Genomic DNA, 24,253 nt, shown 5'->3' on the forward strand with positions numbered 1-24,253 from the left:
AATGGTGAATTAACACATATGCAACCTAACATATATTAAATATTTTAGTTCTTTGTAACAGTCGCTGACTTGAGAAAAAATTCGTTGATTTTTCATTTATATCAACCGATTACACTTCTTCTCGCACCATACCATTGATGACAATATTGTTATAACTCACCATCCCAATGACCTCGCCACTTTCAATGACCGGCGCTCTGCTTATGCCAAATCGCTCAAACAAACGGGCACAATATTTTACGTTCATATCTGGTTCGACACACAAAGCGGGCTTGGTCATGATTTCATAAATATTTGTGCGCTGAGGAGAACGATTATTCGCCAGCACCTTTTTGGCGATATCATTCATCAACACGATGCCATATTCATCATTATCATCTCGCTTTTTCACCACCAGCGCTTTGACTTGGTATTTTTTCGCTAGCGTTATGCCTTCGTATACGGTCATCAGTCCATCAACCATCACATACGTTGCCGCCATAACATCTCGAACTCTAATTATCGTTTGATCACTCATAATTCATCCTCGACTACTTTGGTCAATGTCTCGACTTGATGCGCGACACCGACTGCATCTTCAATATCGATCTGAATAGCAATCCCCTGTCCCGACTCTCTGTCAAATTCACCAACCTCATTAATGGTCTCTAATATGTGTCGAGATAGATGTTCCTCGACCACAAACAGCAGCACATCTTTTTGCACTTCTAGCGTTAAACCAAAAAACGTTCGCTTTTGATTTAAACCTTGCCCGCGAGCATTGTTAATCACTGTTGCACCGGTCGCACCAGCATCGCGTGCAGCGTCCAACACCTTGTCTGTTTTGCTGTCTTCCACAAACGCAAGTATCAATTTAAAGCGCATTTTCTTCTTCCTCCGAGACGTTTTTATTCAGCCACTGGGTTATTTGCGCATAGCCCATCACAGAGATCATAGGAAATAGACTGGCAAACGCGATCAAGCCAAAGCCATCAATCATTGGGTTTCTTCCAGGGACGGTCGAAGCAAGCCCTAACCCTAATGCAGTTACAAGTGGGACAGTGACGGTAGAAGTTGTTACGCCTCCAGAATCGTAGGCGAGTGGAACAATAAGCTTAGGAGCGTAAAACGTTTGAATCACAACGACGATGTAACCCGCGATGATGTAATAATGAATGGGATCGCCCACGACAATCCGGTAACTCCCTAATGCAATACCAATTGCCACCCCAAACGCAACGGCTACGCGCAAGCCGTTAATACTGATACTGCCTCCAGAGACTTGGTTTGCTTTTATCGCTACAGCGATTAAAGAAGGCTCTGCAATCGTGGTACTAAAGCCTATAAAAAAGGCGAAGGTGTAAACCCAATAATAGTCGACCCACATTAAGGCTTTCCCTACCGATACTTTGAACTCTTGTAAAAACTCCGGCGCCGTTAATTGCACAGCCATCGTCTCCCCAAGTGGAAACAACGCCATTTCTAATCCAAGTAAAAAAAGAGCTAACCCGAAAATCACATAAACGAACCCAAGCAAAACTTTCTTAAGGTTGCTAACAGGACGCCTTAACACCGCTAACTGAAAACCAAAAATAATGCTGGCGATGGGAACGACGTCTCGAACGGTCGATAACAAAGTGTCTAGGAAATGATCAATTGAAATCATGTTACGACCATTCCGTAAACCATCACAAACATCATCGGTAACAGCGAGGCAAAAGCAATTAAACCAAAGCCATCCACCATAGGGTTACGCCCTTTAATAGAAGACGCTAAACCGACACCCAGTGCAGTGACCAAAGGTACTGTTATGGTGGACGTTGTTACACCTCCGGAATCGTAAGCAACGCCAATAATGGCTTCAGGTGCAAACCACGTCAGTATTACAACGCCGACGTAGCCACCAATGATCATGTAATGAATCGGCCACCCTTTTAAGATACGCAAAACGCCGATAACGATAGCTATCCCCACAGAGAGAGCTACTGTTACTCGAAGTCCTTCTCCGTAATCCTGCATGGACTGCTCTGAGTTAGCGATCATTCCGCCCTCAGCCGCAACTTCTGAGGCTTCTTCCGCTACCGCGGTTAATGCAGGTTCAGCTATCGTGGTGCCAAACCCCAAACAAAACGCAAAGACTAATAACCAAAACACGCTGCCTTTTTTTGCAAAGGCTTGAGCCATACTCTCTCCGATAGGAAAAAGACCAAGTTCTAGGCCAAAGATAAAAAAGGTTAATCCTAAAACGACAAGCAACAAGCCAAAAAGAATGGAGACCAGGTTGGGCAGCGGCTCTTGCAAAACGACTAATTGAAAAAAAGTGATAACAATGATGATGGGTAATAAGTCACGAGCACTATTGAGGAGCGCTCGAAAAAGCGCAACAAATGCTTCCATGCCTATCCTCCTTGATTATGCAAACTGATTACGCTCGTTCCAATGAGTGATAACTTTTAGTCTGGCATAGATTTCACTCTTCTACCGTGAATGCACTAGCGCCATCTATAACATTTAGTTACATATTTTCTAATATGTGAAGTTAATAGCCTCTCTGTCAGCTTGTCACTATCCCAGAAATAATGGTGTTGATATGATCAAGCTAAGCACAAAACGACTATAATGTTCTAATACGTGTACATTCAAAGAGATAACATGAAGATATTACTCACAGGTGGCACTGGGTTTATTGGCTCGGAGTTGCTCAAGCTGCTATCAACTCACCAGGTTATGCTACTTACACGCTCTCCAGAGCGAGCAAAACAACGCCTACAGCATGCTGATCTGGGTAATATCGAATACCTTGACTCGCTCGAGTCGTTCGCCGATCTCAATCACGTTGATGCCGTCATTAATCTTGCAGGTGAGCCTATTGCGGATAAAAGGTGGACCAGCGAGCAAAAAGAAAAAATCTGCAAAAGTCGTTGGAAAATTACCGAGCAAATTGTTGAGCTGATCCACGCAAGTACCGAACCTCCCTCTGTTTTTATTAGTGGCTCGGCAGTTGGCTACTATGGTGATCAACAAGACCATCCGTTTGATGAGTGCTTACATGTTAATAGCGACGACTTTCCTCATGAGGTTTGTGCAAAGTGGGAGCAAATAGCCAAGCGCGCAGAGTCGGAACAAACACGGGTTTGTCTACTGAGAACTGGCGTGGTACTCGGCCTTAATGGTGGTGCGTTGGCAAAAATGCTATTACCTTACAAGCTTGGCGTAGGCGGCCCACTTGGGAACGGTAATCAGTACATGCCTTGGATTCACATCCTAGATATGGTCCGCGCCATCATGTACTTGCTTGAAACACCACATGCCCACGGTGCATTCAATATGTGCGCCCCCCATCCTGTGACTAATCGTATATTCAGCGGCACACTAGCTAAAACGCTAAAACGTCCGCATATCTTGTTCACGCCTAAATGGGCGATGGAACTCCTAATGGGAGAATCTTCCTGCTTATTGTTTGATAGCATGAGAGCCAAACCCAAAAAACTCACCGAACTGGGCTTTAAATTTAGCTACTCCAGAATAGAGCCAGCACTCAAGCACTTGCTTCATGACCGGAGCTGATGAATGATGGCTCTAATCAAGGTTTCTGAGTCTTAAATTAAATTATGAAAAAGTCGATTCTTATTACGGGTTGTTCAACCGGCATCGGTTACGTGTGCGCTCACGCCCTACAAAACAAGGGATTTAATGTCATTGCATCTTGTAGGAAAGAACAAGATGTCCAGCGCCTAATTAATGAAGGGCTAACCTGCATCAATCTAGACCTAAATAGCCCAGAAAGCATTTCTTCGGGCGTGAAGCAAGCGCTAGAGTTAGCAGAAGGTAAGCTTTACGCAGTGTTCAATAATGGTGCCTATGGTCAGCCCGGAGCACTGGAAGACTTACCCACCGAGGCTCTTCAAGATCAATTTCAGACCAACTTTTTTGGTTGGCACCAGTTGGTCAGAGAGGTGCTTCCTCATATGCGCCAGCAAGGCGAAGGACGCATCATACAAAACAGCTCTGTTCTTGGTTTTGCCGCAATGAAATACCGTGGTGCCTATAATGCATCAAAATTTGCCTTAGAAGGCTGGACAGATACGCTCAGGCTAGAGCTTGCGGATACGAATATCAAAGTGGCATTGATAGAACCAGGACCGATCGAAACTCAATTTAGAAACAATGCATTACGAGCCTTTGAGAAGTGGGTTGATATTGAATCTAGCCCCCATCGTCATGCTTATGAAGGACAAAGAGAGCGACTCAACAACGACAAGTCTAATAATCGATTTGTTTTGCCTGCAGAGTCTTGCATCGCACCAGTTCTTCATGCATTAACTAGCGTTTCACCGAAAATTCGTTATCGAATTACTACACCGACTAAATTATTCGCAGTCTTGAAAAGACTATTACCAACCCGTGTACTTGATAAAATTTTGCGACAGGCTGCATAAAAAAGTTTTGTCGAAATGTAATTTCACCGTAACAATGTGATGTCATTATGAACATGTAGGTTAAAAAAACCTCAACTAAACGAATCAATTTCTACGCAATTCAGCGGGGATTCTTTCGCCCAAAGTGATTGAGTTGCTTAGATTTGGTATCGCCACCCATTACGTTTTGTAGCAATGTTTATACTACTGCGAGGCAACAATGACATTAAATCAGCTTAACTGGCTTAGTGTGGGTGTAGTGTTGACCATGTTCATCCTATTTTGATACCGCACTAACAAATAGCATTAGAATTGCGCTGCTTCGGCAGCGTTTTCTTTTTATCTAACACCTGAGCAGCAATAACCTCACTCTATTACCTCACGTTTTCTCAAAATAGAATGATTCATTATTGATGGTGAATGTCGCTTGAATTTCACCTAAATCAACTCCATATCTAATATCAACGACAAGACACAAGGCAAGGATACTCTGATGCAATCCCCATTTATCGTTGAGATAACAGAACAGAACTTTCGCGAAACGCTTGAAGGATCAATGAACACGCCCGTTTTGATCCACTTTTGGGCCAACGCTCAGCCAGAAAGCGCACAGATACTCCCTGAGTTGCAATCTCTTGCTCAACAGTACAACGGTGCATTTACGCTTGCTCTACTAAATTGTGAAGATCAGCCCGCTTTAGCGTCTCAATTTGGCGTGCAAGTATTGCCAACTATCGCGCTGTTTATAAATGGTCAAGCCGTCGATGGTCTGGGAGGCCCCCAGCCAATTGATGCCATTGCCACCATGCTACAAAAGCATTTGCCAAGCCCAGATGAACAACTATTAAAACAAGTCAGTGAACTTCTTCAGCAAGGTGAGCATGCTCAGGCTTTGAGCATCATCCACACTTTGCCGCCAGAGCTGCAAGAGCGTGGTGATGTGAAACTCGCGATGGCTGATTGTTTGCTAGAAACCAAACAATTTGATATTGCCCAAGAACTACTGAACGCTATCCCTCTCGAGTATCAAGATAACTACTACAAGAGCCTAATAGCCAAGCTCGAGCTGCATTTGCAAGCTGCAGATAGCCCTGAGTTACAGCGACTAGAACAAGCATACGCAGCAGACATGGCAAACTTCGAACTCGCTTGTGAATTGGCGGTACAATACAACCAAGTTGGTCGGGATGAAGAAGCGTTGGAACTGCTGTGGAATATTCTTAAAAAAGACTTGGGCGCCCAAGACGGTGACGTGAAGAAGACTTTTATGGATATTCTCAGTGCGCTAGGTCAAGGTAACGCATTAGCAAGCAAATATCGTCGCCAGCTTTACTCAATTTTGTACTAAGCGTCGCATTCTTCTAGGAATAAGACAACAAAGGCCGGGATTTCCGGCCTTTGTTTTTTGTTAGAAGTCGCTATACAACGTTGGTGCTGCTGGCGGATACTCTATTGGTTGCCAGCGATCATTAAAGGTGTACTTGGCATAAAGCATGAAATGGTTTGGTGTATAAAACTCAGAACGTTGTACATCGACTAACGCACCAAGATACCAACGTTTGCTGACTCGCTTTTCCACCGCCGCTTGCAACGACGTACCAAAACCACCACCTTTGTCTGACTCCGCTACTGTCGATAAGTATGGCGCGTCTTCCTTAGTCCAAGAGTTAGAGACGGATGCACTCAATTGATATGACCAAGAACTGTTGTATCGGCCATAAAGGTTGATAGGTAAAGACACCGAGAAGTAACTTTGCGGGCTGTAGTAGCCACCGTGACCTAGCGTGTACTCACCCAGATTTTTGTCGTAATCAAGGTACATTAAGTTCGTACCTATACTTAAACGCTGGTCATCCGTTGCAATTAACTTGTAGTACGCTCCACCTAGCACGCCTAAACGAGTGTTGTCCTCAACCTTTTCACCAGTCAAAACATGATACTGCAAGCTACTCCAAAAACCGTAAGGGCCACCAATGTCCCAACTTGAGCTCAACTTCACACCAGTACGAGCAACTCCGCCCCATTTAGTCCCTTGAGGGTCAGTCGTGCCGCTAGGGACAGACATTCCAGCATAAGAAAGCGTGCTACTGGTCTCTGGGCGACGCGAAGCTTCTGCCGTCCAACCAAACTCACCCAGGTCCCCATTGATGCGCACACCACCAACCCATGTGGTATGGTCGAAACCAATTGGTGTCGTGCCGATATCGACCAACCAATCTTCAGCCTGCCAGCCCACTCCAAATGCCATACCTGATGCGTCATTTTGGAACGAAGTGCTGTCAGAATCGGTAGTTTTTTCATAATAGTCCAACTGACCTGAATCGATAGAAACATAATCGGCTTTTAGCAACAGGTGCCCATCCCAGTTCTCTATCGGGATTCGGGCTTCTATGGGCACTTGATTCGAAGTATTACGGCCATCTCGTTCACTGTAATCCCAGCCAATCATGACATGCCCATCACTCCGATCATGCAGTTTATCGATGTCCGATTTGACGTTACGAGTCAACCAGTAGTCGTCAGCAGTATCATATAGCTCGCGTAAGCTTAGGGGTTCTTTTTTCGCCTCTTCAGTTTCACGATTTTTATCCATTCGGTCACGATTTAAGGCTTGATAGGCGCGTGTTTCAGCTAACGCCCACTGTTGATTTTCCATTGCTATAGACATGCTATTGCGAAATGCTAATGCGTCAGCATCAGGCATCGCATCCAACAACTGATTTAGCGCATTAGCGTCATTTCGATAGCCTTGTTGATTAAACACCGCGGCCACTGTCATCAACTGTGCCGCAGTTAAGCTATCGCGCTTTTTATTCAAAATGAGGTGCATGTCGTGATACGTCGCTTCATATCCAGTCAAAGCACTAGCTTGCAACATGCCAATTTCTGCTTGAGTTTTAAATGGCTCAGGCTTTAAAGAAACTTGTTCATACAAATCCAACGCAAGCTTAGGCTGTTGATTAACCAGCATCAGATCCGCTTGACTCAACAGTCGACGGGTTTTGAGTTCATCAAGCTGTAATGCTTCCGAAGCACTTAAATCTTGTGTTGCGGAATTCAATGCTAAGTCCGCGTACCAACGATCAAAATCTTCAAAGTGACTCAAGCTTACCATCATGCTGCCGTAAGCCAGTTTGTCATCGGTTGACCAATCTTCTGAAAGCGAAATGTTTTGGAAAATCCTCTCAGCTTCCTTAACTTCATCAATGTCTAACCACGCACTCACTAGACGAGCGAGCGGTTGAATTTGACCTTGATAATCCGACTCTAGCGCACGTAATGTCGCCTTTACTGATTCGGGAGAAGCTAAGTAACGCGTTTGAATGTCTCTCAACTGAGCATCAAGCTTCAAGCGGGTTAAATTGCGCTGCATTGCGTCTGTCATGTCATGTTGTGCGATACTCTCTAGCTCAGCGATGGCCTCATTCACGTTGAAGTCCTGCGCGAGATAAAGCGCGTAAGCAAATTTCATTTCAGGGTCATTACTAGATGTAGCCCAATCGGACATCAGCGTATCCGCGCGTACTTTGTCGCCCATTGAATGAACCACGTCAGCAATATCAAGCCTTAACCATGGGGAGGTTGGCTGTAGCGCAATCAATTCCTCTACGGACGCTTTCATCGTTACCTGATCATTTTGAGCGATTGCGATCCGCAGACGAGTCAAAATAACTTCCGACTTGATGCTCGCTATTTTTTCAGCGACCACTTTCTGCTGTGGGGCTGAGTAACTGCGCGCGAGCGCTTCCGCGCCAGACCAATCTTGCTGCTGAATACGAACATCTAAGCGACCACGCAATGCAGAGCTATTGCTGCTATCCAGTTGCAAAGCTTGTTTGAAAACCTTCTCTGCCGCGGCATAATTTTCTTGTACCAGATACAAAGAGCCTAATGATGAATAAGCATAAGGTTGGGATTTATCTACTTGAATCGCTTTTTGATAAGCGCTTTCTGCTTGCTTAAACTGGCCTTTTTCGACCAAGGCATCACCTTGATCAAGATACGCCCAATATTGAGAAGTCTCGATTAGCGCTGCCCATTTTGAGGCCGAGTCAGGATTATGATCTAAGTGCTGAGCCTGTTTAAAGTATCCGAGCGCTTTTTGTTGCTGCCCTCTACGTAGATAAACCTTACCCATAGCACCAAGCAATTCAGGATCTTGCGGACGAGTCGTCAACGCATAACGCAGCTGAGCTTCTGCTTGGTCGGTTTTATCTTCCTCGAGCAACGCTAACCCTTTGAGCTTGGCGAGATAAGTGGGGTCTTTGCGTAGTTCCTTTTCCTTTTTCCAGCGATCTTTCGCGCTTTGATTCGCTCTTTGTATCTCCATGTCAGACGGGTAGTAGCTAGCTAAGATGGCATATTGCTGAACAACTTGATCTGAAATAGGCAATTGATCCAATGCACGCAACCACGACGTTGCCGCATTTGTTCCAACCGAAGGAGCAAGCGCTAACTTTTTATAGGTATCGAGAATCCATGGATCAGCAGGATTCTCTTTGCGAATGTGGTTGGCTAACGCGAGTTGAAAAGACGGAACACTAGGATAATTTGCATTTAAACGTTCCAGTCCCTGTTTTACCGAGCTCCAACTGCCTGGCAAATTACTTTGCAACTGTAGGAATTCCAGTTGTAACGCTGGTGATGGCATTCCATTTGGGAAAAGGGCTTTGTAAGCTTGAATCGCTTCATCGTAACGACCAGATTTTGCAAGCAACTGAGCGCGCTGATAATCCGCTCTTTTCTCTCCCTGAATAGCCATAATCGATGACAAGTTTTTCGCTTGAGGCGAATGAGGCGCCTGTCTGATTAAGCGCTCAAATACCGGTTTTGCTAATTCTGGCTGCTTACGTTTCAGATAAATATTCGCTTGATAGAAAAGCCCCGTTGGATTGCTTTCTTCAATCGCGAACAGCCTCTCCAGAGTACTCTCGACAATATCATCTCGGCCAATCGCGTCCGCCAGTTTTAGCTGCTCAACCAACCACTCAACCGAGTCAACTCGTGCTAATGATGTGGGAAATTGAACCAGCTCGATAGGCTTGTAGACCTGTGCGAGCTGCGACTTTGTCAGAGGTTTTGAACTAAAGCTTTCTGCATGCACAGTGCCGACGCCACCAGTCGCCAGAGCAACCAGTGGAATCCACCATAACGCGCGTCCTGTTACTGACATCTCTCGCTCCATGCAGGAAGCAATTCACCTTGCACACCAAAACGGTAACGTTCTTCATGCCAACCAAGCCCAAATAGACTTAATACGTTGTCGTAATAATGATCGTTTTTGTCCGCCACAAGTTCATTTTGAGCACGACGAAACTGCGTCTCCAACAGCGTAGGTTCACCAGAAGCCGCGAGTAACGGAAGAGCCGCAGCAGAAAAACCTGCGCTTCCTGCTTGGGTATATTTACCCGTTTCAGTATTTACTTCTCTCGCTGGCGCACCAACGGCTTTGGTTGCCGCGACAAACGGCTGCATTTTTTGCACTAATACTGCTTTTTCTGAAACTTGGTCATTTAGCATACCCGCCCAAAGATAAGTGCGGATCGCGTTGTAACTGCCCATCGGCCCTGTAACCACATCTGAGCTATAACGACCATTTCTCAATGTTGCCCAGTCTGGGCTAAAGCCTGCTGGCATCGTTTTCTCTAGCATGTGAACACTTGCCTTATACATTGAGTCCCAGTTGTATTGCGGGTACAGCGACTGCATACGAGCAATCAGTTGTAACGGAACATAACTCGGATTCACACGGTACTGGCCGTCGGCATCAAAGCCCGTTGGAGCTGGCAACAATACCGTTCCAACTCCCGCTATGTTGACGGTTTCTTCACGTAAAATACGACTCGCGATCAGATGTCCAAGGGTCTGATAGTAGTAGTTATTCCATAATCTCCCCGCCTCAACAAGGGAGTAAGCTATCCACAAATCAGAATCTGACGCTGGGTTAGAATCCAAGACTCCGAACTGACCATTTTCTTTTCTTCCCCACAACCAAGCAGGAAGCCTTGCCGTCAAATCCCCACCAGCCAAATGTGATTGAGTCCATTTTAAAACCTGATCGAAGGTTTTAGGGTCATTGGCAACCAAGGCAAAGAACAATGCGTAAGATTGGCCTTCCGAGGTTGTAATCATACGCTCGTCACTGCCATCAACGACTCGGCCTTGCTCCATGTATACCGACTTAAATGTTTCCCATTGTGGCCACTCGCAGGTGTTAGCCCACAAGTAAGGAGACACGAACAACATAAGGAACGAGATGAGTTTTTTCATTATTCCTCTTCCTCAGTTTTTTCTAAACGTCTAGACGCGACTTGACGTAATACGCGCCAAAGCACAATGGTTACGATCACCACTAGCAAGGCGGCAAAGCACGCAACGATGACTGGGTGATTAGAGAAGTGATACCAAACGAGCTGCCACACAGGAAGCTTACCGACATAGTAGTGCGAACCCACGTTGTAGCTTGCTACTTCGTTATTTCTCAACGTCACCACCGAGCCAAACATGTGCTCCACTTTACCGGAGTCAGCCAACGAGCGATCAACCGACGAAAAATCTGACGGGTGAGCCGCCATAATAGAAATGACGCTGCGTTTTTTCGTAAATGGCGATTCTGCACCATAAATAGCAGCAAAAGAGCCTTCTGCCTCGACAGAAACATAATCTGCGGCGGCTTGACGAGCATCACTTGGACTCATCCAGTTCATTCCGAGCTGCTTTTCATTTTTGCTTGGTAGGCGAATTTGTCTCTGACCCTCTTTAACCACTAAGTTAACTTGGTCAGGGTTATTAGCGGCTTGTTCTAGTGCATCCACAACACCAATCGTCAGGATGTCTTTATTTTTTAGTTGCTCAGCATTCCATTTATCTGTCAAAAGCACCTGAATACCTGGGTACCCAGAATCACTTCCTAACGAGCCCATGACGTTTAAGAAGGTCTGCAACACTTCTTTTGGAGCTCTCTCTGGAACAACAATCGCAGTTTCTGACAAATCGGCCATGCGTGTGTAAGGGAAGCCAGAAGTAGCAAAAGCGCGCATATTTGGCATTTCGATGTAGTGAGGGAAACCACTAAAATCAACCGTAGAGTCACCATCAATGACCGCGTATTGCTTACTTGGCTGCGTCACCTGACATTGCCCATCAGTCACCGACGCAAAACCAAACTCAAACTCGATTCGGTTTTGACTACCCACCTTAAAAGCCGGAATGCGAACAAACGTATCACCACTTAGAATGCCATCATCTAACAAAGGAACACGTATACGGTTAGATTCTCCACCTTGACCTTTTGTGGTTAGGTTGAACGCCTCAATGAATTGGTCATTAATACTCAAAGTCAGACGAGAGCCGGAATGATCCGCAGCAGGCGGTGAATAACGATAGTTAAGATCCATCGGTATACCACGGCTTTGCCAAGTAAAGAGATCGGGTGGTAAACGCAAACTTACGTTGATTGGTGGAGGCGTTCGGCCTTCCACTTGCAGCATGCTTTTTTGTTCGACTAACTCAGACAATGCAACAGGACGAGCCGTACTCACCCAGTTTGGCGCATCGTACGGGACTCGTGGTTTGATTTGTTTGACTTCATTAATCTTCGCGATTGGTCCAGTAAGAAGTTGGTTTCCCAACGCCAAACCTTGCACCGCAATGTTAAGATCCTTACTGTCACGGCCTGTCACCAGAAGAAGCTTCACGTACGGGTCTGTTGGATGAGTGATGACTTGAAGACGAGGGCCATCCGTGTCTGGAAAATCTCTCAGAAACTCAGGTTTGTTGTCATTGGTAACAAAGACAATGGCGTTGCGCTTAGGTAACGTGTCGACACTAAAAGGGAATTGAGCACCACGCCAACCCGCAAGAGCACCAAAGTAAGAGCTCAAGACACCGGCAACCTTGACATCATCTAAATCGTATTTGCTACCCATCACGACAGGCAGATTTAACTGGCTGAAATCACGGACATCAAAAAAAGGAGCCGGTAACAAACTCAAGTCACTTTCCAGCACTGTCTTTTGAGCAAGCATCTCAATTCGACTACTTTGGCTAATCTCAGCCCAAATGCTCGAGTCATTGGGGTTAGCACAGTCTTTCTGAGTATTCCCTATTAACTCAAAGCGAATTTGGTTGTAATTACTAAAGTAACGAGTGTCCAGCGGCATAGATAAGCTCAACTTTTTGCCTTGCTGGCCATCGACGATTGACGCTACTCCCATAAGTTCGTTGTTCAAATACACTTTGACGTGAGAAACCAAAGAGAGCAACGCTGGCGAAGGTGTGATATCAAAGTGCAACTTTGCTTTAGATACCACCTCATCGAGTCGCGAACCGAAACCAATATAAGCACTGGCCTCACTACCTTGGATAGCAATTGAACCACTGTAACCTAATTGACTAAATGGGATGACGCGCTTAAACACGGTCGAATCTTCAGCATCTTGCTGTGCCAAAGGCGTTGCTTGCTGCTGACTTACTTCTTGTGCCGCGAGACTGCACGACATACACATGAGAGTGATAGCCGTTGTCAACGCTGTTAGTTTTTTATTATTTAGCATGACTTGAGGTCCTGATTGGGACATAACGAGGTCTTAGTGACCAAATAAATTCGATACAAAATAAAAGTGCATCCACACTGACCTGAACAAACTTAGGACAATGTTGCAGCAAGCGTTTGTATCCATTAAAGCCGACTTGCAGTACAGCCTGCATACTCGATAGAGGTTTATCTGATTGATAACCTTGTTGCCATTTCGCCCATGTATCTGCACGTGCAAATGTACATTGGACGTATTGGATTCGTTGTTGATGAGACAGTTCGTTGAGTTGTAAACCAAATATCCCCTTATGAGCATAGGCAACCGTCATAGGGAACACGAATTCTTGGCCACCTCGATTGAGGATCACTTCTAAGGTTTGACCGAGTAAGTAAGCACAGGTTGGTTCATCGACCCCGTCAATTTCTATGCGCACGCCCCCCAAAGAGAAATCCTTCATCTGCGCTTGTATTAAATGCCCAGAATTAAGCCTAACCGCGACAGGAATCGCCACCTCTACTCGGTGATCTTTTCGCACTTGTTTAGCTTCTACTGCAACCGCAACGGCAGCACCTAAAATCAACAGGTTGTACATCGTCCATACGAGATTCACGATAACTGTACCGATTTCATTTTGAGGCCCCCACCCCATTCGGTAAATCCCTACAGCGAAGCCCAAAATGTTGAGTGCAACCAAAACCAAATATGGTCGAGAGATCACCCAATCGTAGTGAGACTTTTCAACCAAACCGCCTTTTGCCGTTACGTTGAATGTCCCTTTATGGGGCGCAAACAAAGCCACCGTTGTTGGCCTTGCGATATACCAAGCAAGCACGGTTTCGTATACCTCACCCCAAAACGAATAACGGTAGTCACCCTGCATACGAGAGTTGGTCATGCTGGCGTGAATCATGTGGGGTAATACGTACAAAATGATCGCCAGCGCTGGTGCATAAATCACGTAGGAATGCAGCAACAAATAAGCCAAGGGTGCGATCAGGAATACAATCCTCGGGATACCAGATAGAAAGTGCAGCATGGCATTGACGTAACAAAGCCGTTGAGAGAGCTTAAGCCCCTTTCCAGTCAATGGATTATCTACCCTAAATATCTGCGCCATCCCGCGAGCCCAACGAATGCGTTGCCCAACATGTGCAGACAATGTTTCTGTCGCCAAACCAGCAGAAATCGGCTGCTTAAGATATGCAGAACGATAGCCTAAACGGTGCATGCGCAGAGACGTGTGCGCATCTTCCGTCACGGTTTCGACTGCAATACCACCGACTTCCTCTAAAGGCTCTCGACGTAAAATAGCGCACGAGCCACAGAAGAAAGTCGCATCCCATAAGTCGTTACCATCTTGAATCAGGCCGTAAAACAAGTTGCCTTCGTTTGGCACGTTACGAAAGTTCGATAAGTTACGCTCAAAAGGATCCGGTGAGAAAAAATGGTGCGGCGTCTGAATAAGCGCCAACTTTGGATCTTTCAGGAACATCCCCATTGTGAGCTGAAAAAATGCTCGTGTAGGAATATGGTCACAGTCAAAAATCGCAACAAACTCACCGCTGGTCTGCTTCAACGCATAGTTAATGTTACCGGCTTTCGCATGTTCATTCGTTGGGCGGCGGATGTAGTTCACCCCTACACTTTTGGCGAAATCTCGGAAGCTATCACGCTTGCCGTCATCCAGAATGTGGATGTTAAGTTTGTCTTTCGGCCAATCGACACCTAACGAGGCATAAACCGTCGCTTTCACAACATCGAGATCTTCGTTGTAAGTAGGGATCATCAAGTCAATGGTTGGCCAAGTTGACTGATCCGGTGGCATCGATACTGGTTTGCGATTCAATGGCCAGATATTTTGGAAATAGCCAAGCATTAGCACAATCCAAGAATACGTCTCAGCTAGAAGTAAAACGCCCCCTAGAAACAAAGCAACAGGATCGTCCCAGTTCAGGGTAGACGAATAACGCCACCACAAGTATCGACATGAGGCCGTAACCGACAAGATGATCAAAAGCATGGTAGGAAAACGACCCGGCATGCGACGGACCATCATCGCTAATGCCCAGAGTAACAGCACAAAGACAGTCTGAGCCTGATAACCAAATGGCACCGTAAAACAAAGCAAAGCGATTAACACCACGAAAAACAGCAAAGTGTAGTTCAACGCCATCGCGGACTTACTTGCTTTAATACGCTCTCGAACTTGTGGATCTTTGATGTTGTTCGCTGTCTGTTCTAACCAGCGGACGCCTTTTGCAACCAATTCAAATGGCAAGTAGAACGCATTGCGAATTTGCTCGGCTAAAGTCATCGCTAAGCCGCTGGTTTTTTTGGACCATGCTGTATTTACGTTTTGCCTGAAGCAAAGCAACCACACGCTTTGGATAATAAAACGTACAGGATCAAACCATCTTGGCGCAGCAAAATTAACGTTTGGATAGTAAACCAAAGGCAGTTTCCATGAGGGAACACCCGAAATAACCGGCTTTAAAAATACAAAACTCAATGAAAACCAAAAAGACAAAGCACACTCACCAACCCAGTTTGTTTTACAATTCCAGGCTTGCTCGTAAGCGTTCTTCTGCAGTCTGAATTGATCCACTACCCAACGTTGGAAAATCAGATTAAGACTTCGCATAAATTAGCTTTGGTCCTGAGCGCTTGATAACGCTGATACACACCAAAAAGCAAAAGACTGAAAATCTTTTGCGGCTTGGCTCGATGGCGAATAGTGTTGAACGGTCGTCAGGTTTGCCACACATTCAAGCAATGCCGTATCTCGATGAATCGAAACAGGAATCAAGGATTCGCTAAGTTCCTTTTTCAGCACCAACATGAAATCACGACCAATTTCGGTTTCTGGCTGATACTTATTCACCAAAAAACGTAATTTGTCAGAGCGAAGCAATCTCGATAGCTCTTCATGTTGTAGCCAAGATTGAAGAGTGAGATAACTCAGGGCGTCTGCCGTTACCACCACCACAATCATATCCATTGAGTCGACAAAAGATCGCACTTCAGGATCAGTAAGCTCTGCTAAGTCGGCGTGAAAAAGCAGCCACTGCTCACCACGGTTTTCGCTCACTTGCAACGTCATTTCACCTAGCATTGATAGATAGTGAGAACGCTCATTAAAAAACGCTTTTAACTGCTCAGAATTCAGATGGCCAAACGGTAAAAAAAGTGCACCTTGTGGGCTTTCATAACCAGCCTGGGTCCAAGGCTTATCTAAAAGAAGTTGTTTCGCCCAGCCTCCTTGCTCTTCCCTCGGCAAGCCAAGATGAGCTTGCAGTAAACTATTAGGCACCACCTCAATGGCCAGTACCTGTTTATTTATCTTAACTAACGCTTGTGCCAAATTCGCAGCGACGGTCGTTGAGCCACAGCCGCCTTTTAAACTAACAAATAGAAGGCGCTTCATATCGCTTCCGTTTCGGAATTTTTCTGCGTATTACGTACCAAAGATAGAACATTACGAGCACCGTTGGCTTTGAAGACTTGCCACTTATTTTTAACTTGTACGTAAGACTCGTTTTCTGTTGTTTCAATATACGTGTATTGAGTTAAGTTATAAGAAGAGTAGATCGAATTAATATCTTTTGCAGACTCAGTCATAGAATTTTTCACAATGTAACGGAGCTTAAACTGAGATAACAGCAATCCCGCCACTATCATTTTCAGTATAAATTCCATTGTTAAAAAATTGACGCATCGACCTATGCGTCTCATATTTATAGAACGATGATGAATGTGAATAAGTTTATTTATAGCCCATATAAATAACAAAGGCCTAAATAATATTTAACTTCAGAAAAAAGGATTACAATAATGAATTGTTACCATCCATTTAATACATATAAGAAATTTAAATATTTTAAATGAGAATCATAGACTTAGAGACTATTGATTTTAAACTCATAAACATCATGTGAAGCACATGCTATAACTATTTTAATTTCTGATCAATTTCGTTTAATATCTTAGCGTCATTTTCTTGTCACTAAGAAAATCAAAATTGTAACGATTAGCATACAACGGATTGTGAGCTTCACAAAACACATTAAGTTATTGATTTAAGGCTCTTTATGTCATCACTCTCTGAATCATCTGCTATTAAAAACGAACGAGAGATAAACTCTGTTTATGTAAACTTATTTACTCATAAACAGATGCTTATTGATTATTTGTTCAGTACACTACCGGAAAATGACAACACTTCACTTACAAGCTTTACAGACAAAGAAACTTTTTTGTCCACATTGAATGATGAAGCCTTAATGAAATTCAATGACTTATCTAAAACCTACTTTGAACAGTGTTTTTTTCTTAGTCATAAATTCACAAAAAAAACGCCCAAAGCTATAAATCTTGCTAAAGACATTCACCAAACGAACATAAAGAAGTTTTCTACATGTCTATTAGTTGTTCCAGACTCGCTACTATCATCAACTAATGATGATTTTATAAGTGTCTTTCTACAAAGCTTAAATGAGCTGGCAAATAATAAAAAAATCACTATTAGTGTTTGTATATATGGGCATCTGACGACTTCACTATTAAAGCCCATTCTTATTTCTCACAATAGACACATTGCAGGTTTGGCGACCATGACATCATTAGATGACGCTCGCTACTGCTATCTTGTGGATTTTTGGTCCAATAAACACGGTGTAATTACCCAACACGAATACATTCTCACTAAAACTAAAGATAAAACACTAAAAGCAACGTCTTACGAAACGCATCAATCTCATGTCATGCCAGAAGACAAATCGGATAGCGATAGAATCTATGTCAGCAGAAGAGCTTTCAGAGAAAGCGTGAAAGCCCCAAAAGGGATGCGTGTGGCAGAGAGCAATCAAGAACTCATAGCGATGCTAGACAACCCTCGCTCTTCAACGATTATTTTCAGCTGCGATAACCAAAGCGAAGTTCAACAGATCGCGTTAGATTGCTACCGTTTAAGGTCCGCATATGGCCGTCGACTAAAGATTATTGTCAGGGAGACCCAACAATGTCTGAGATATGCAGATGAAAAGTTCTTGCTTCGCGCGGGGGCAAACTTCATTTCTCACGCGCAAATCCCCCACATGCGCTTTATGACTCAGGTTGAAGCAATTCAAGGCCAAAGGCTTACACGCCCAATTCCTGAAAGTTTAGAGGCGCTCTTAAAATATGACTTTGAGTTTGGTAGCAAAGGCTACTTACAAAACCAGGATTTTAGTCAATACTGTATTGACGTCATTTCCCACTCAACACACTCAAGTGTGAACTTTGCACTTATAAAGCTGAACTTATTGCCAGGTATGACTGCAGAGGAATGTTTACGTCTTTGTCATATTCGAAGAGATGGCGACGTTGTGACAGCCTGCAACAAAGCTCTATATGTCGTGTTCAGTGCTATTCGACAAAGCGATATTGATATTGCGCTAAACAATATATTTGAGTTTCCAGTGAGAGACCTATTTCACTCGACCCACACGTTTGATACCCAATTAGATATCGAAACAGAGTTAAAATTCATCGTTCAAGATGCCGCTGTCATATCCGACGACGTTTCAGCTCTGGCGACAAAGAGGAAAATATTCCATACCGCCACTAACTCCATTACTGATGTTCCTCCTTTGTTTGCTGTGAAAAAAACAATTGAGCTCAAGGAGCGTTCATGAATATTAACGATTTTTTACTGACCGTGAGTATCAGCTCAGGTATTGGCCTACTCCTAGGATACTTTATCCGTGACCTCGTAAACGCTACCCGACGCTTTTACCACAAGCACTTAAAACGCTCGCGCTATTTTGAGCTAGATACATCAGCCACTAACACTAAGAAGCTTAAGTAATGATATCGCATTCTCATGACTCTACCCCCTCCACTATAGGATTGGGCTGGTGGAATATTTACTTTATCGCAAAAACAGCGCTCTATTTTCAAGGAATCATCGATTTCCATCCAATGGAAAACTTTGCGCTGTTGATCTTCATCCTGCTTCCTATCTCGATGAAAAGCCTAAATGCGGTACGTCATATTGTTATATTTGTCGCCGCAGCGTGGCTCTTGCATTATGATTCTTATCTTCCTCCTCTAGACCGTCTTTGGGCTCAAGCGGGACAGTTAATGCAGTTTGAATTGAGTTATCTGGTCGAGCTTTTGGGACGATTTTTATCATTCCGAGCAATACTCGGATTGCTCGCTTTGTGTGGTGCGTACTTTATTTTGAGCAAGTTTGTTAGGGTTTCAGTCTTTGTGGTTATTGCGATGGTCTATATAAGTATGCCAATGACGACTGAACCTCAGACAACAGTGGCTGCAGAAGTAACTCAACAACAGCCGACAACCGAGGTTACTGCTGGCAAACAACCTCAAATAACGGAAATTAATGATGCCAGTCTCAACACGTTAACTGCAGATTTCTTTGCTAAAGAAGCTTCTCGACGTGTGGCATTCGATACAAACAGCGCAATGGATGCTCCTTTTGATTTGCTGTTCTTGAGTATTTGTTCGGTCGCGTGGGATGACATCGAAATTGCAGGACTGGCCGATCATCCTCTGTTCAAAGAGTTTGACATCATGTTCGACAATTTTAGCTCCGCTACGTCATACAGTGGGCCAGCTGTCATTCGTCTGTTACGAGCCAATTGTGGTCAACAGGAACACAGTCAACTGTTCCAGCCAGCACCATCAAAGCAGTGCTACTTGTTCGAAAGTTTGAAAGAGCTAGGCTTCACAGAAAATTTACTGATGAACCACAATGGTGTCTTTGATAGCTTCCTTGAATTGATCAAAAAAGACGGCGACTTACAAGCGGCTCTTATGTCTCAAGAAGACTTAACTCCTTACCAAAAATCTTTTGATGGCTCTTCGATCTTCCGCGATAAGCAAGTATTGGATAACTGGTGGCAGCAAAGACTTAACAGTAGTGACGACAAAGTCGTGGCACTCTACAACTCAATTTCACTACATGATGGCAACAGGATCATCAATGCGAATTCAAGCACATCTATTGCTAGCTACAAAATGCGCCTTAAGAATTTGCTTGATGATCTCCACGCGTTCTTTAAAACCTTAGAGTCCTCAAAACGCAACATCGTTGTCGCTTTGGTACCAGAACATGGTGGTGGTATGCGAGGAGACCGCATGCAAATTTCAGGTATGCGAGAAATTCCTGCACCGACAATCATTCATACACCGGTAGGAATTAAAATCTTCGGAGAAGGAATTCAGCGTCAGGGCGACACCGAACACGTAAGCGAGCCATCTAGCTATCTGGCATTGTCGCAGCTCGTTTCGAATATCCTGGATAAAAACATTTATCAAAGTAAGACGTTTAGCCCTTCAATATTGACAGAGAACCTACCAGAAACACGAGTTGTCGCGCAGAACTCAGGCTCTACTGTGATTGAAGTACAAGGGAAGTATTATGTTTCTCTTGATGGTTCAAGTTGGATTGAATACCCCGCGAAATAGCGAGAGTAAAACCATGCAATGACAAAGGCCGGTGTTTCCGGCCTTTGTCATATAAAAAACCAATAACCTCTCAAAGGTCTCAGAACTTCAATTGTCTATTGTCTATAAATAGGTAAAAATGGATCGAACATTATGCACTTAAGGGAATAACTCATGCCAATTGATTCACTGATCACCATCGGTATTTTCGTCGTTCTTGCTGTCGTTATCTTATCTTCAGCCATTAAAACGGTTCCGCAAGGAAACAACTGGACAGTTGAACGCTTCGGACGCTACACCCACACATTAAAGCCGGGTTTAAACTTAATCATTCCATTCGTTGATAAAGTTGGTCAAAAAGTAAATATGATGGAGCGCGTTCTCGATATTCCTGCGCAAGAGGTCATTTCAAAAGATAACGCTAACGTGGTTATTGACGCTGTCGGATTTGTTCAAGTGATCGATGCTGCCAAAGCGGCTTATGAAGTCAACGATTTAGAACACGCTATTAGAAACTTGACCCTTACCAACATTCGTACCGTTTTAGGTTCAATGGAACTGGACGAAATGCTGAGCCAACGCGACATGATCAACTCTAAGCTGTTGGCGATCGTTGACCAAGCAACAAACCCTTGGGGCGTAAAAGTCACACGAATTGAGATTAAAGATGTCCAGCCACCAGCCGATCTGACCGCTGCAATGAATGCGCAAATGAAAGCCGAGCGTAATAAGCGTGCGGAAATTCTTGAAGCAGAAGGGGTTCGCCAAGCTGAGATATTAAAGGCCGAAGGTCATAAACAATCAGAGATATTAAAAGCTGAAGGCGAAAAGCAGTCTGCTATTCTCCATGCAGAAGCACGTGAGCGTGCCGCGCAAGCAGAAGCAAAAGCGACTTACATGGTTTCCGAAGCCATTGCAAAAGGTGACATGCAAGCCGTCAATTACTTCATTGCACAGGGTTATACCGAAGCGATCAAGAGCATTGGTCAAGCCGAAAATGGTAAAATCATTATGCTTCCATTAGAAGCAACCGGACTAATGGGCTCGGTTGCAGGGATAGCAGAAATGTTTAAACAGCAAGATAAAGAATAATTTATGGACTTTTTTAGTTTGTTGGAAGGTATCTCTTTCTGGCATTGGCTAGCGTTTGGCTTTGCTCTTTTAGCAGTTGAGCTACTTGGTACCGCAGGGTATTTTCTCTGGCTCGGGATGTCTGCACTTATCGTTGGAGCCATCATGACCGTTTTGCCAATGAGCTGGCAATTGCAATGGCTTTGCTTTGCAAGCTTCAGCTTAATCACCACCTGGCTTTGGTGGCGACGACAATGGTCTAAAGACAAGCAAGAAGACCAAGAAAGAGATCTGAACCAAAAGTACAAGCAGTTAATTGGGCGTACTCTTATCCTTGAAGAAGACTTTTCCGTCGGACTCAATCGCATCAAGGTAGCCGATACCACATGGTCCGCACAATCGGATCAAGCACTTCCAGCCGGTACCCGCGTAAGAATCACCGATGTTGAAGGTATTATTTTAATCATTGAGCCTGATTCTAATTAATTTATGCCAAAGTAATGGGGCAAATCATGCTCCATTACTTTAATCTAAACAACTGCTTTCATTTCATTACCTTAATTAAAATCGAGAAAAAAATAAGTATTAGTAATATTATTAATACCCTACCTACCATTTCCTATTATTTAATTATTTAACACACGACAATCAATAAGATAGAAATATATCTAGGTAAATTATCGATCTAAATTTATTTTAAAAAATAAAACTTTATTGAATTATTTTTTGATCTTTTTATCCTCGGATACATACTTAACGCATGAGCATTTAAGTTGAGTGCTTTTTATTTGGTAAGTAAGAGGATGTACTATGAATAAGCTTCTCTTTTTAATGTTGTGCGGTATTTTTTCTTTTTCTTCCTTTGCCTACAACAACGGAAACGGCGGTACAACTAATTTGGGACCTATAGTCGAATGTAAGATGCCAAGTGGCGACGTTACGAATATTCCAAGTGAAATGTGTCGATTTAGAGGTGGGGAATGGGAATAGTAAAGAAGTAAGAGCTTAGTTTGATATAAGAGCCCTATTCAACCTTGCCTTTCTGCGTAGTCACGGTTTATACAAGCACGTAGATATTTAAAGTTTATATTAAGGTGATTATTATGAGATTTTTATCTGGTCTATTAGTAATATCTTTTGCCATAATTCCGTTAACCACTCATGCTAATGGTGCATCCGGTGGTCGTACGTTAGGCCCAGAGATAAAGTGTGAGTTGCCAAACGGTAATGTACATATGTTGCCACCGTTATATTGCAAAATATACGACGGCCGAGAAGTGAAATAGAAAAGGAGCCTAGCGGCTCCTTTTATTATCTAATTAAGTATTAGTGGAAGCTGTAAGGGATAAGAACTTGTAGACGTAAGTCTGTTTCATCCGCATCGCCAGCACCTGCGTACTCATCACGTTCTAGGATTGTACCGTGTAAACGAATGGTAGAACCTTTAAGCGCGCCACTTTGTAGTGAGTAAGATACTGTTGCGTTAACTGCGTATTCGCTTTCGTAATCCCAGTCACCTGATGCTCCGCTTGCTGCAGAGTCAGCGCCAGTACCGTAACCAAAGCCTAGGTAATAGTTCCAGCCGTTACCTTGGTTGTAAGATAGACGGTTGTACCATGCTAGCTCACCCGCTTTGTTCCAGTCAGACAGCGCGTCCCACCACTGAGACCAAGTACCATTGTTCATACCATATGTATGAATAGTACGAGGAACGAAGTCCGCACGGTTATCTGTGTCTGTGTAGCGCAACTCAGACATCCAAGCTAGCTTGCCGAAAGATTGATTCAAAGACAGACCAGTGTGGAAACCTAGACCATCGTATTTCACATCATCGTCAACACCGTAGAAATCAAATGCTAGAGTTGTACGGTCACTAACAGTGTACTTCAAGTAAGCCTTGTAAGAAGTGTTGTCAGTTTCGTTGTGGTAGCTAGTCACTTGACCTGCACCCCAGTCAACACCATTTGCATATTGAACGCCAGTTGCTTGGCCTAGGCCAAGTTGCATAAACAGGCTGTCAGTTAGGTTACCATTTAGACCTAGAGAGTGTAGGTAGCTCCATGACGTGTCAGACCAAAGCGCTGGTGCGTAATCATCTTCGTGAAGCAGCCAAGGTGCTGTAAATTGGTCTGCGCCAAAGTAGCTTAGGTTGAAATCACCAAGTTTAGCGTTCAGTTCGAAACCACGGTAAGTACCAGGTACAAAGCTCCAAACGTTACCGATTGTACCGTTACCACCAGCCTGTAACATACCGAAACGAGCATTAAAGTTTTCGTTTGCTTTGAATTTCAGCGCTGCTTTGTAAACTTTAAGCTGCTGACCATCACCTGCACCCCAGTCTAGGTTGTTACAAGTTGAGATTTCGTTACATAGGTAGCCTTCGTTTGAATTGTAAAGACTATCGTTGTAAAGATCGCCAGAGTAGTAAGCCGCAACATCTGCGCCCACCCAACCATCGTGGTAGCCAGAAGTGAAGTCTAAAATTGCGTTGTAAGAAGAGTAGTTTAGACGACTCCAACGGTCACCATTTTCACCGCCGGGCTTACCTGTTGTACGAGTTCGTGAACGAGTATCAACTATGAATAATGCATTCAGACTTGAGTCTTGCATAAATTCGTTCACTTTCTCTACGTACTCGCCACCTGCTGCACTTTCAGTAGACGCTGTAGCTGGAGCGACAGCAACAACACCAAACATTGCTGCGGTTAACGCTGAAACCTTAAAAAATTTGTCCATGGAAAAACTCCTAAAAATGGATATAGCTGTATTTTTCTATCTCACCTTTAGTTGGCCGCCGAA

At 44.1% G+C, this 24,253-nt stretch carries 21 protein-coding genes; 10 read left to right on the forward strand and 11 right to left on the reverse strand.

Features of this window, described 5'->3' with window-relative positions; translation table 11 throughout:
* Positions 1 to 109: 109 nt before the first annotated feature.
* From R8O70_RS21450 to R8O70_RS21465, 4 genes are read right to left on the reverse strand one after another with little or no spacing between them, the layout of a single operon-like run.
* Positions 110 to 517: a CBS domain-containing protein gene (locus R8O70_RS21450; protein ID WP_005382085.1), complete on the reverse strand. Its 408-nt coding sequence runs from the start codon at positions 515 to 517 to the stop codon at positions 110 to 112.
* A complete protein-coding gene (locus R8O70_RS21455; protein WP_005382084.1) occupies positions 514 to 864 on the reverse strand; it encodes a P-II family nitrogen regulator in 351 nt (116 codons plus the stop codon). Before R8O70_RS21455 ends, R8O70_RS21450 begins: the two co-directional genes overlap by 4 nt.
* Positions 854 to 1,645 carry a DUF1538 domain-containing protein gene (locus R8O70_RS21460; protein WP_005382078.1) on the reverse strand — a complete coding sequence of 264 codons (792 nt, stop codon included), beginning with the start codon at positions 1,643 to 1,645 and terminating at the stop codon, positions 854 to 856. Before R8O70_RS21460 ends, R8O70_RS21455 begins: the two co-directional genes overlap by 11 nt.
* The gene (locus R8O70_RS21465) at positions 1,642 to 2,376 is read right to left on the reverse strand and encodes a DUF1538 domain-containing protein (protein ID WP_005382077.1); all 735 of its coding nucleotides are present in this window, start codon (positions 2,374 to 2,376) and stop codon (positions 1,642 to 1,644) included. Before R8O70_RS21465 ends, R8O70_RS21460 begins: the two co-directional genes overlap by 4 nt.
* Positions 2,377 to 2,631: 255 nt before the next feature.
* Between R8O70_RS21465 and R8O70_RS21470 the strand changes: the two genes are divergently transcribed.
* The 3 genes from R8O70_RS21470 to R8O70_RS21480 all read left to right on the forward strand — a co-directional run bounded on the left by R8O70_RS21470 (position 2,632) and on the right by R8O70_RS21480 (position 5,745).
* Positions 2,632 to 3,546: a TIGR01777 family oxidoreductase gene (locus tag R8O70_RS21470; protein WP_005382076.1), complete on the forward strand. Its 915-nt coding sequence runs from the start codon at positions 2,632 to 2,634 to the stop codon at positions 3,544 to 3,546.
* A 44-nt stretch (positions 3,547 to 3,590) separates the two neighbouring features.
* On the forward strand, positions 3,591 to 4,418 hold the full coding sequence (locus R8O70_RS21475) for an SDR family oxidoreductase (RefSeq protein WP_025766996.1): 828 nt from the start codon (positions 3,591 to 3,593) through the stop codon (positions 4,416 to 4,418).
* A gap of 472 nt (positions 4,419 to 4,890) precedes the next feature.
* Complete coding sequence (locus R8O70_RS21480) at positions 4,891 to 5,745, forward strand: co-chaperone YbbN (protein WP_005388628.1); 855 nt, start codon at positions 4,891 to 4,893, stop codon at positions 5,743 to 5,745.
* Positions 5,746 to 5,805: 60 nt separating this feature from the next.
* Here the strand turns inward: R8O70_RS21480 and R8O70_RS21485 are convergent, their stop codons facing one another.
* Genes R8O70_RS21485 through R8O70_RS21510 form a run of 6 tightly spaced genes read right to left on the reverse strand, consistent with a single transcriptional unit; the run spans position 5,806 to position 16,552 of the window.
* Positions 5,806 to 9,570 (reverse strand): cellulose synthase subunit BcsC-related outer membrane protein, encoded by a 3,765-nt coding sequence (locus R8O70_RS21485; RefSeq protein WP_258644905.1) that lies wholly within the window; start codon positions 9,568 to 9,570, stop codon positions 5,806 to 5,808.
* Entirely contained in the window at positions 9,561 to 10,667 is a 1,107-nt protein-coding gene (gene bcsZ, locus R8O70_RS21490) for a cellulose synthase complex periplasmic endoglucanase BcsZ (protein ID WP_138939149.1), read from the reverse strand. Before bcsZ ends, R8O70_RS21485 begins: the two co-directional genes overlap by 10 nt.
* A complete protein-coding gene (bcsB, locus tag R8O70_RS21495) occupies positions 10,667 to 12,952 on the reverse strand; it encodes a cellulose biosynthesis cyclic di-GMP-binding regulatory protein BcsB (protein ID WP_258509337.1) in 2,286 nt (761 codons plus the stop codon). Before bcsB ends, bcsZ begins: the two co-directional genes overlap by 1 nt.
* The gene (gene bcsA, locus R8O70_RS21500) at positions 12,942 to 15,575 is read right to left on the reverse strand and encodes a UDP-forming cellulose synthase catalytic subunit (RefSeq protein ID WP_258509338.1); all 2,634 of its coding nucleotides are present in this window, start codon (positions 15,573 to 15,575) and stop codon (positions 12,942 to 12,944) included. Before bcsA ends, bcsB begins: the two co-directional genes overlap by 11 nt.
* A 3-nt stretch (positions 15,576 to 15,578) precedes the next feature.
* Positions 15,579 to 16,358 (reverse strand): cellulose biosynthesis protein BcsQ, encoded by a 780-nt coding sequence (bcsQ, locus tag R8O70_RS21505; protein ID WP_005382068.1) that lies wholly within the window; start codon positions 16,356 to 16,358, stop codon positions 15,579 to 15,581.
* Positions 16,355 to 16,552, reverse strand: a complete 198-nt coding sequence (locus R8O70_RS21510) for a hypothetical protein (protein WP_021034149.1) — start codon at positions 16,550 to 16,552, stop codon at positions 16,355 to 16,357. Before R8O70_RS21510 ends, bcsQ begins: the two co-directional genes overlap by 4 nt.
* Before the next feature lie 470 nt (positions 16,553 to 17,022).
* Here R8O70_RS21510 and bcsE point away from each other — a divergent pair, with 470 nt between their 5' ends.
* From bcsE to R8O70_RS21545, 7 genes are all read left to right on the forward strand, one after another.
* The gene (gene bcsE / locus R8O70_RS21515; protein ID WP_258614931.1) at positions 17,023 to 18,606 is read left to right on the forward strand and encodes a cellulose biosynthesis protein BcsE; all 1,584 of its coding nucleotides are present in this window, start codon (positions 17,023 to 17,025) and stop codon (positions 18,604 to 18,606) included.
* Positions 18,603 to 18,779, forward strand: a complete 177-nt coding sequence (locus R8O70_RS21520; RefSeq protein ID WP_005382064.1) for a hypothetical protein — start codon at positions 18,603 to 18,605, stop codon at positions 18,777 to 18,779. The genes bcsE and R8O70_RS21520 overlap by 4 nt, the downstream gene beginning before the upstream one ends.
* Positions 18,779 to 20,404: a cellulose biosynthesis protein BcsG gene (gene bcsG / locus R8O70_RS21525; protein ID WP_182039403.1), complete on the forward strand. Its 1,626-nt coding sequence runs from the start codon at positions 18,779 to 18,781 to the stop codon at positions 20,402 to 20,404. Before R8O70_RS21520 ends, bcsG begins: the two co-directional genes overlap by 1 nt.
* A 153-nt stretch (positions 20,405 to 20,557) precedes the next feature.
* On the forward strand, positions 20,558 to 21,475 hold the full coding sequence (locus R8O70_RS21530; protein WP_005382060.1) for an SPFH domain-containing protein: 918 nt from the start codon (positions 20,558 to 20,560) through the stop codon (positions 21,473 to 21,475).
* A 3-nt stretch (positions 21,476 to 21,478) separates the two neighbouring features.
* A complete protein-coding gene (locus tag R8O70_RS21535) occupies positions 21,479 to 21,940 on the forward strand; it encodes an NfeD family protein (RefSeq protein WP_005382058.1) in 462 nt (153 codons plus the stop codon).
* 324 nt (positions 21,941 to 22,264) lie between these two features.
* Entirely contained in the window at positions 22,265 to 22,444 is a 180-nt protein-coding gene (locus tag R8O70_RS21540) for a hypothetical protein (protein WP_021707680.1), read from the forward strand.
* 113 nt (positions 22,445 to 22,557) lie between these two features.
* Positions 22,558 to 22,740, forward strand: a complete 183-nt coding sequence (locus R8O70_RS21545) for a hypothetical protein (RefSeq protein WP_021707681.1) — start codon at positions 22,558 to 22,560, stop codon at positions 22,738 to 22,740.
* 40 nt (positions 22,741 to 22,780) lie between these two features.
* Here R8O70_RS21545 and R8O70_RS21550 read toward each other — a convergent pair whose 3' ends face one another.
* The gene (locus tag R8O70_RS21550; protein WP_005382055.1) at positions 22,781 to 24,190 is read right to left on the reverse strand and encodes a hypothetical protein; all 1,410 of its coding nucleotides are present in this window, start codon (positions 24,188 to 24,190) and stop codon (positions 22,781 to 22,783) included.
* Between the last annotated feature and the right edge of the window lie 63 nt (positions 24,191 to 24,253).

Origin of the sequence: Vibrio sp. 779(2023), from assembly GCF_033344285.1 — a bacterium.
In the GTDB taxonomy this organism is placed as follows: domain Bacteria; phylum Pseudomonadota; class Gammaproteobacteria; order Enterobacterales; family Vibrionaceae; genus Vibrio; species Vibrio alginolyticus.

Excerpts from the sequence above, each read along its gene's own strand:
- R8O70_RS21520 (WP_005382064.1), top strand. The coding sequence starts at position 18,603 with ATGAATATTAACGATTTTTTACTGACCGTGAGTATCAGCTCAGGTATT.
- R8O70_RS21450 (WP_005382085.1), bottom strand. The coding sequence starts at position 517 with ATGAGTGATCAAACGATAATTAGAGTTCGAGATGTTATGGCGGCAACG.
- R8O70_RS21455 (WP_005382084.1), bottom strand. The coding sequence starts at position 864 with ATGCGCTTTAAATTGATACTTGCGTTTGTGGAAGACAGCAAAACAGAC.
- bcsA (WP_258509338.1), bottom strand. The coding sequence starts at position 15,575 with ATGCGAAGTCTTAATCTGATTTTCCAACGTTGGGTAGTGGATCAATTC.
- R8O70_RS21485 (WP_258644905.1), bottom strand. The coding sequence starts at position 9,570 with ATGTCAGTAACAGGACGCGCGTTATGGTGGATTCCACTGGTTGCTCTG.
- R8O70_RS21550 (WP_005382055.1), bottom strand. The coding sequence starts at position 24,190 with ATGGACAAATTTTTTAAGGTTTCAGCGTTAACCGCAGCAATGTTTGGT.
- R8O70_RS21465 (WP_005382077.1), bottom strand. The coding sequence starts at position 2,376 with ATGGAAGCATTTGTTGCGCTTTTTCGAGCGCTCCTCAATAGTGCTCGT.
- R8O70_RS21540 (WP_021707680.1), top strand. The coding sequence starts at position 22,265 with ATGAATAAGCTTCTCTTTTTAATGTTGTGCGGTATTTTTTCTTTTTCT.
- R8O70_RS21470 (WP_005382076.1), top strand. The coding sequence starts at position 2,632 with ATGAAGATATTACTCACAGGTGGCACTGGGTTTATTGGCTCGGAGTTG.
- bcsG (WP_182039403.1), top strand. The coding sequence starts at position 18,779 with ATGATATCGCATTCTCATGACTCTACCCCCTCCACTATAGGATTGGGC.
- bcsB (WP_258509337.1), bottom strand. The coding sequence starts at position 12,952 with ATGCTAAATAATAAAAAACTAACAGCGTTGACAACGGCTATCACTCTC.
- bcsZ (WP_138939149.1), bottom strand. The coding sequence starts at position 10,667 with ATGAAAAAACTCATCTCGTTCCTTATGTTGTTCGTGTCTCCTTACTTG.
- R8O70_RS21530 (WP_005382060.1), top strand. The coding sequence starts at position 20,558 with ATGCCAATTGATTCACTGATCACCATCGGTATTTTCGTCGTTCTTGCT.
- R8O70_RS21545 (WP_021707681.1), top strand. The coding sequence starts at position 22,558 with ATGAGATTTTTATCTGGTCTATTAGTAATATCTTTTGCCATAATTCCG.
- R8O70_RS21475 (WP_025766996.1), top strand. The coding sequence starts at position 3,591 with ATGAAAAAGTCGATTCTTATTACGGGTTGTTCAACCGGCATCGGTTAC.
- bcsE (WP_258614931.1), top strand. The coding sequence starts at position 17,023 with ATGTCATCACTCTCTGAATCATCTGCTATTAAAAACGAACGAGAGATA.
- R8O70_RS21510 (WP_021034149.1), bottom strand. The coding sequence starts at position 16,552 with ATGACTGAGTCTGCAAAAGATATTAATTCGATCTACTCTTCTTATAAC.
- R8O70_RS21460 (WP_005382078.1), bottom strand. The coding sequence starts at position 1,645 with ATGATTTCAATTGATCATTTCCTAGACACTTTGTTATCGACCGTTCGA.
- R8O70_RS21535 (WP_005382058.1), top strand. The coding sequence starts at position 21,479 with ATGGACTTTTTTAGTTTGTTGGAAGGTATCTCTTTCTGGCATTGGCTA.
- R8O70_RS21480 (WP_005388628.1), top strand. The coding sequence starts at position 4,891 with ATGCAATCCCCATTTATCGTTGAGATAACAGAACAGAACTTTCGCGAA.
- bcsQ (WP_005382068.1), bottom strand. The coding sequence starts at position 16,358 with ATGAAGCGCCTTCTATTTGTTAGTTTAAAAGGCGGCTGTGGCTCAACG.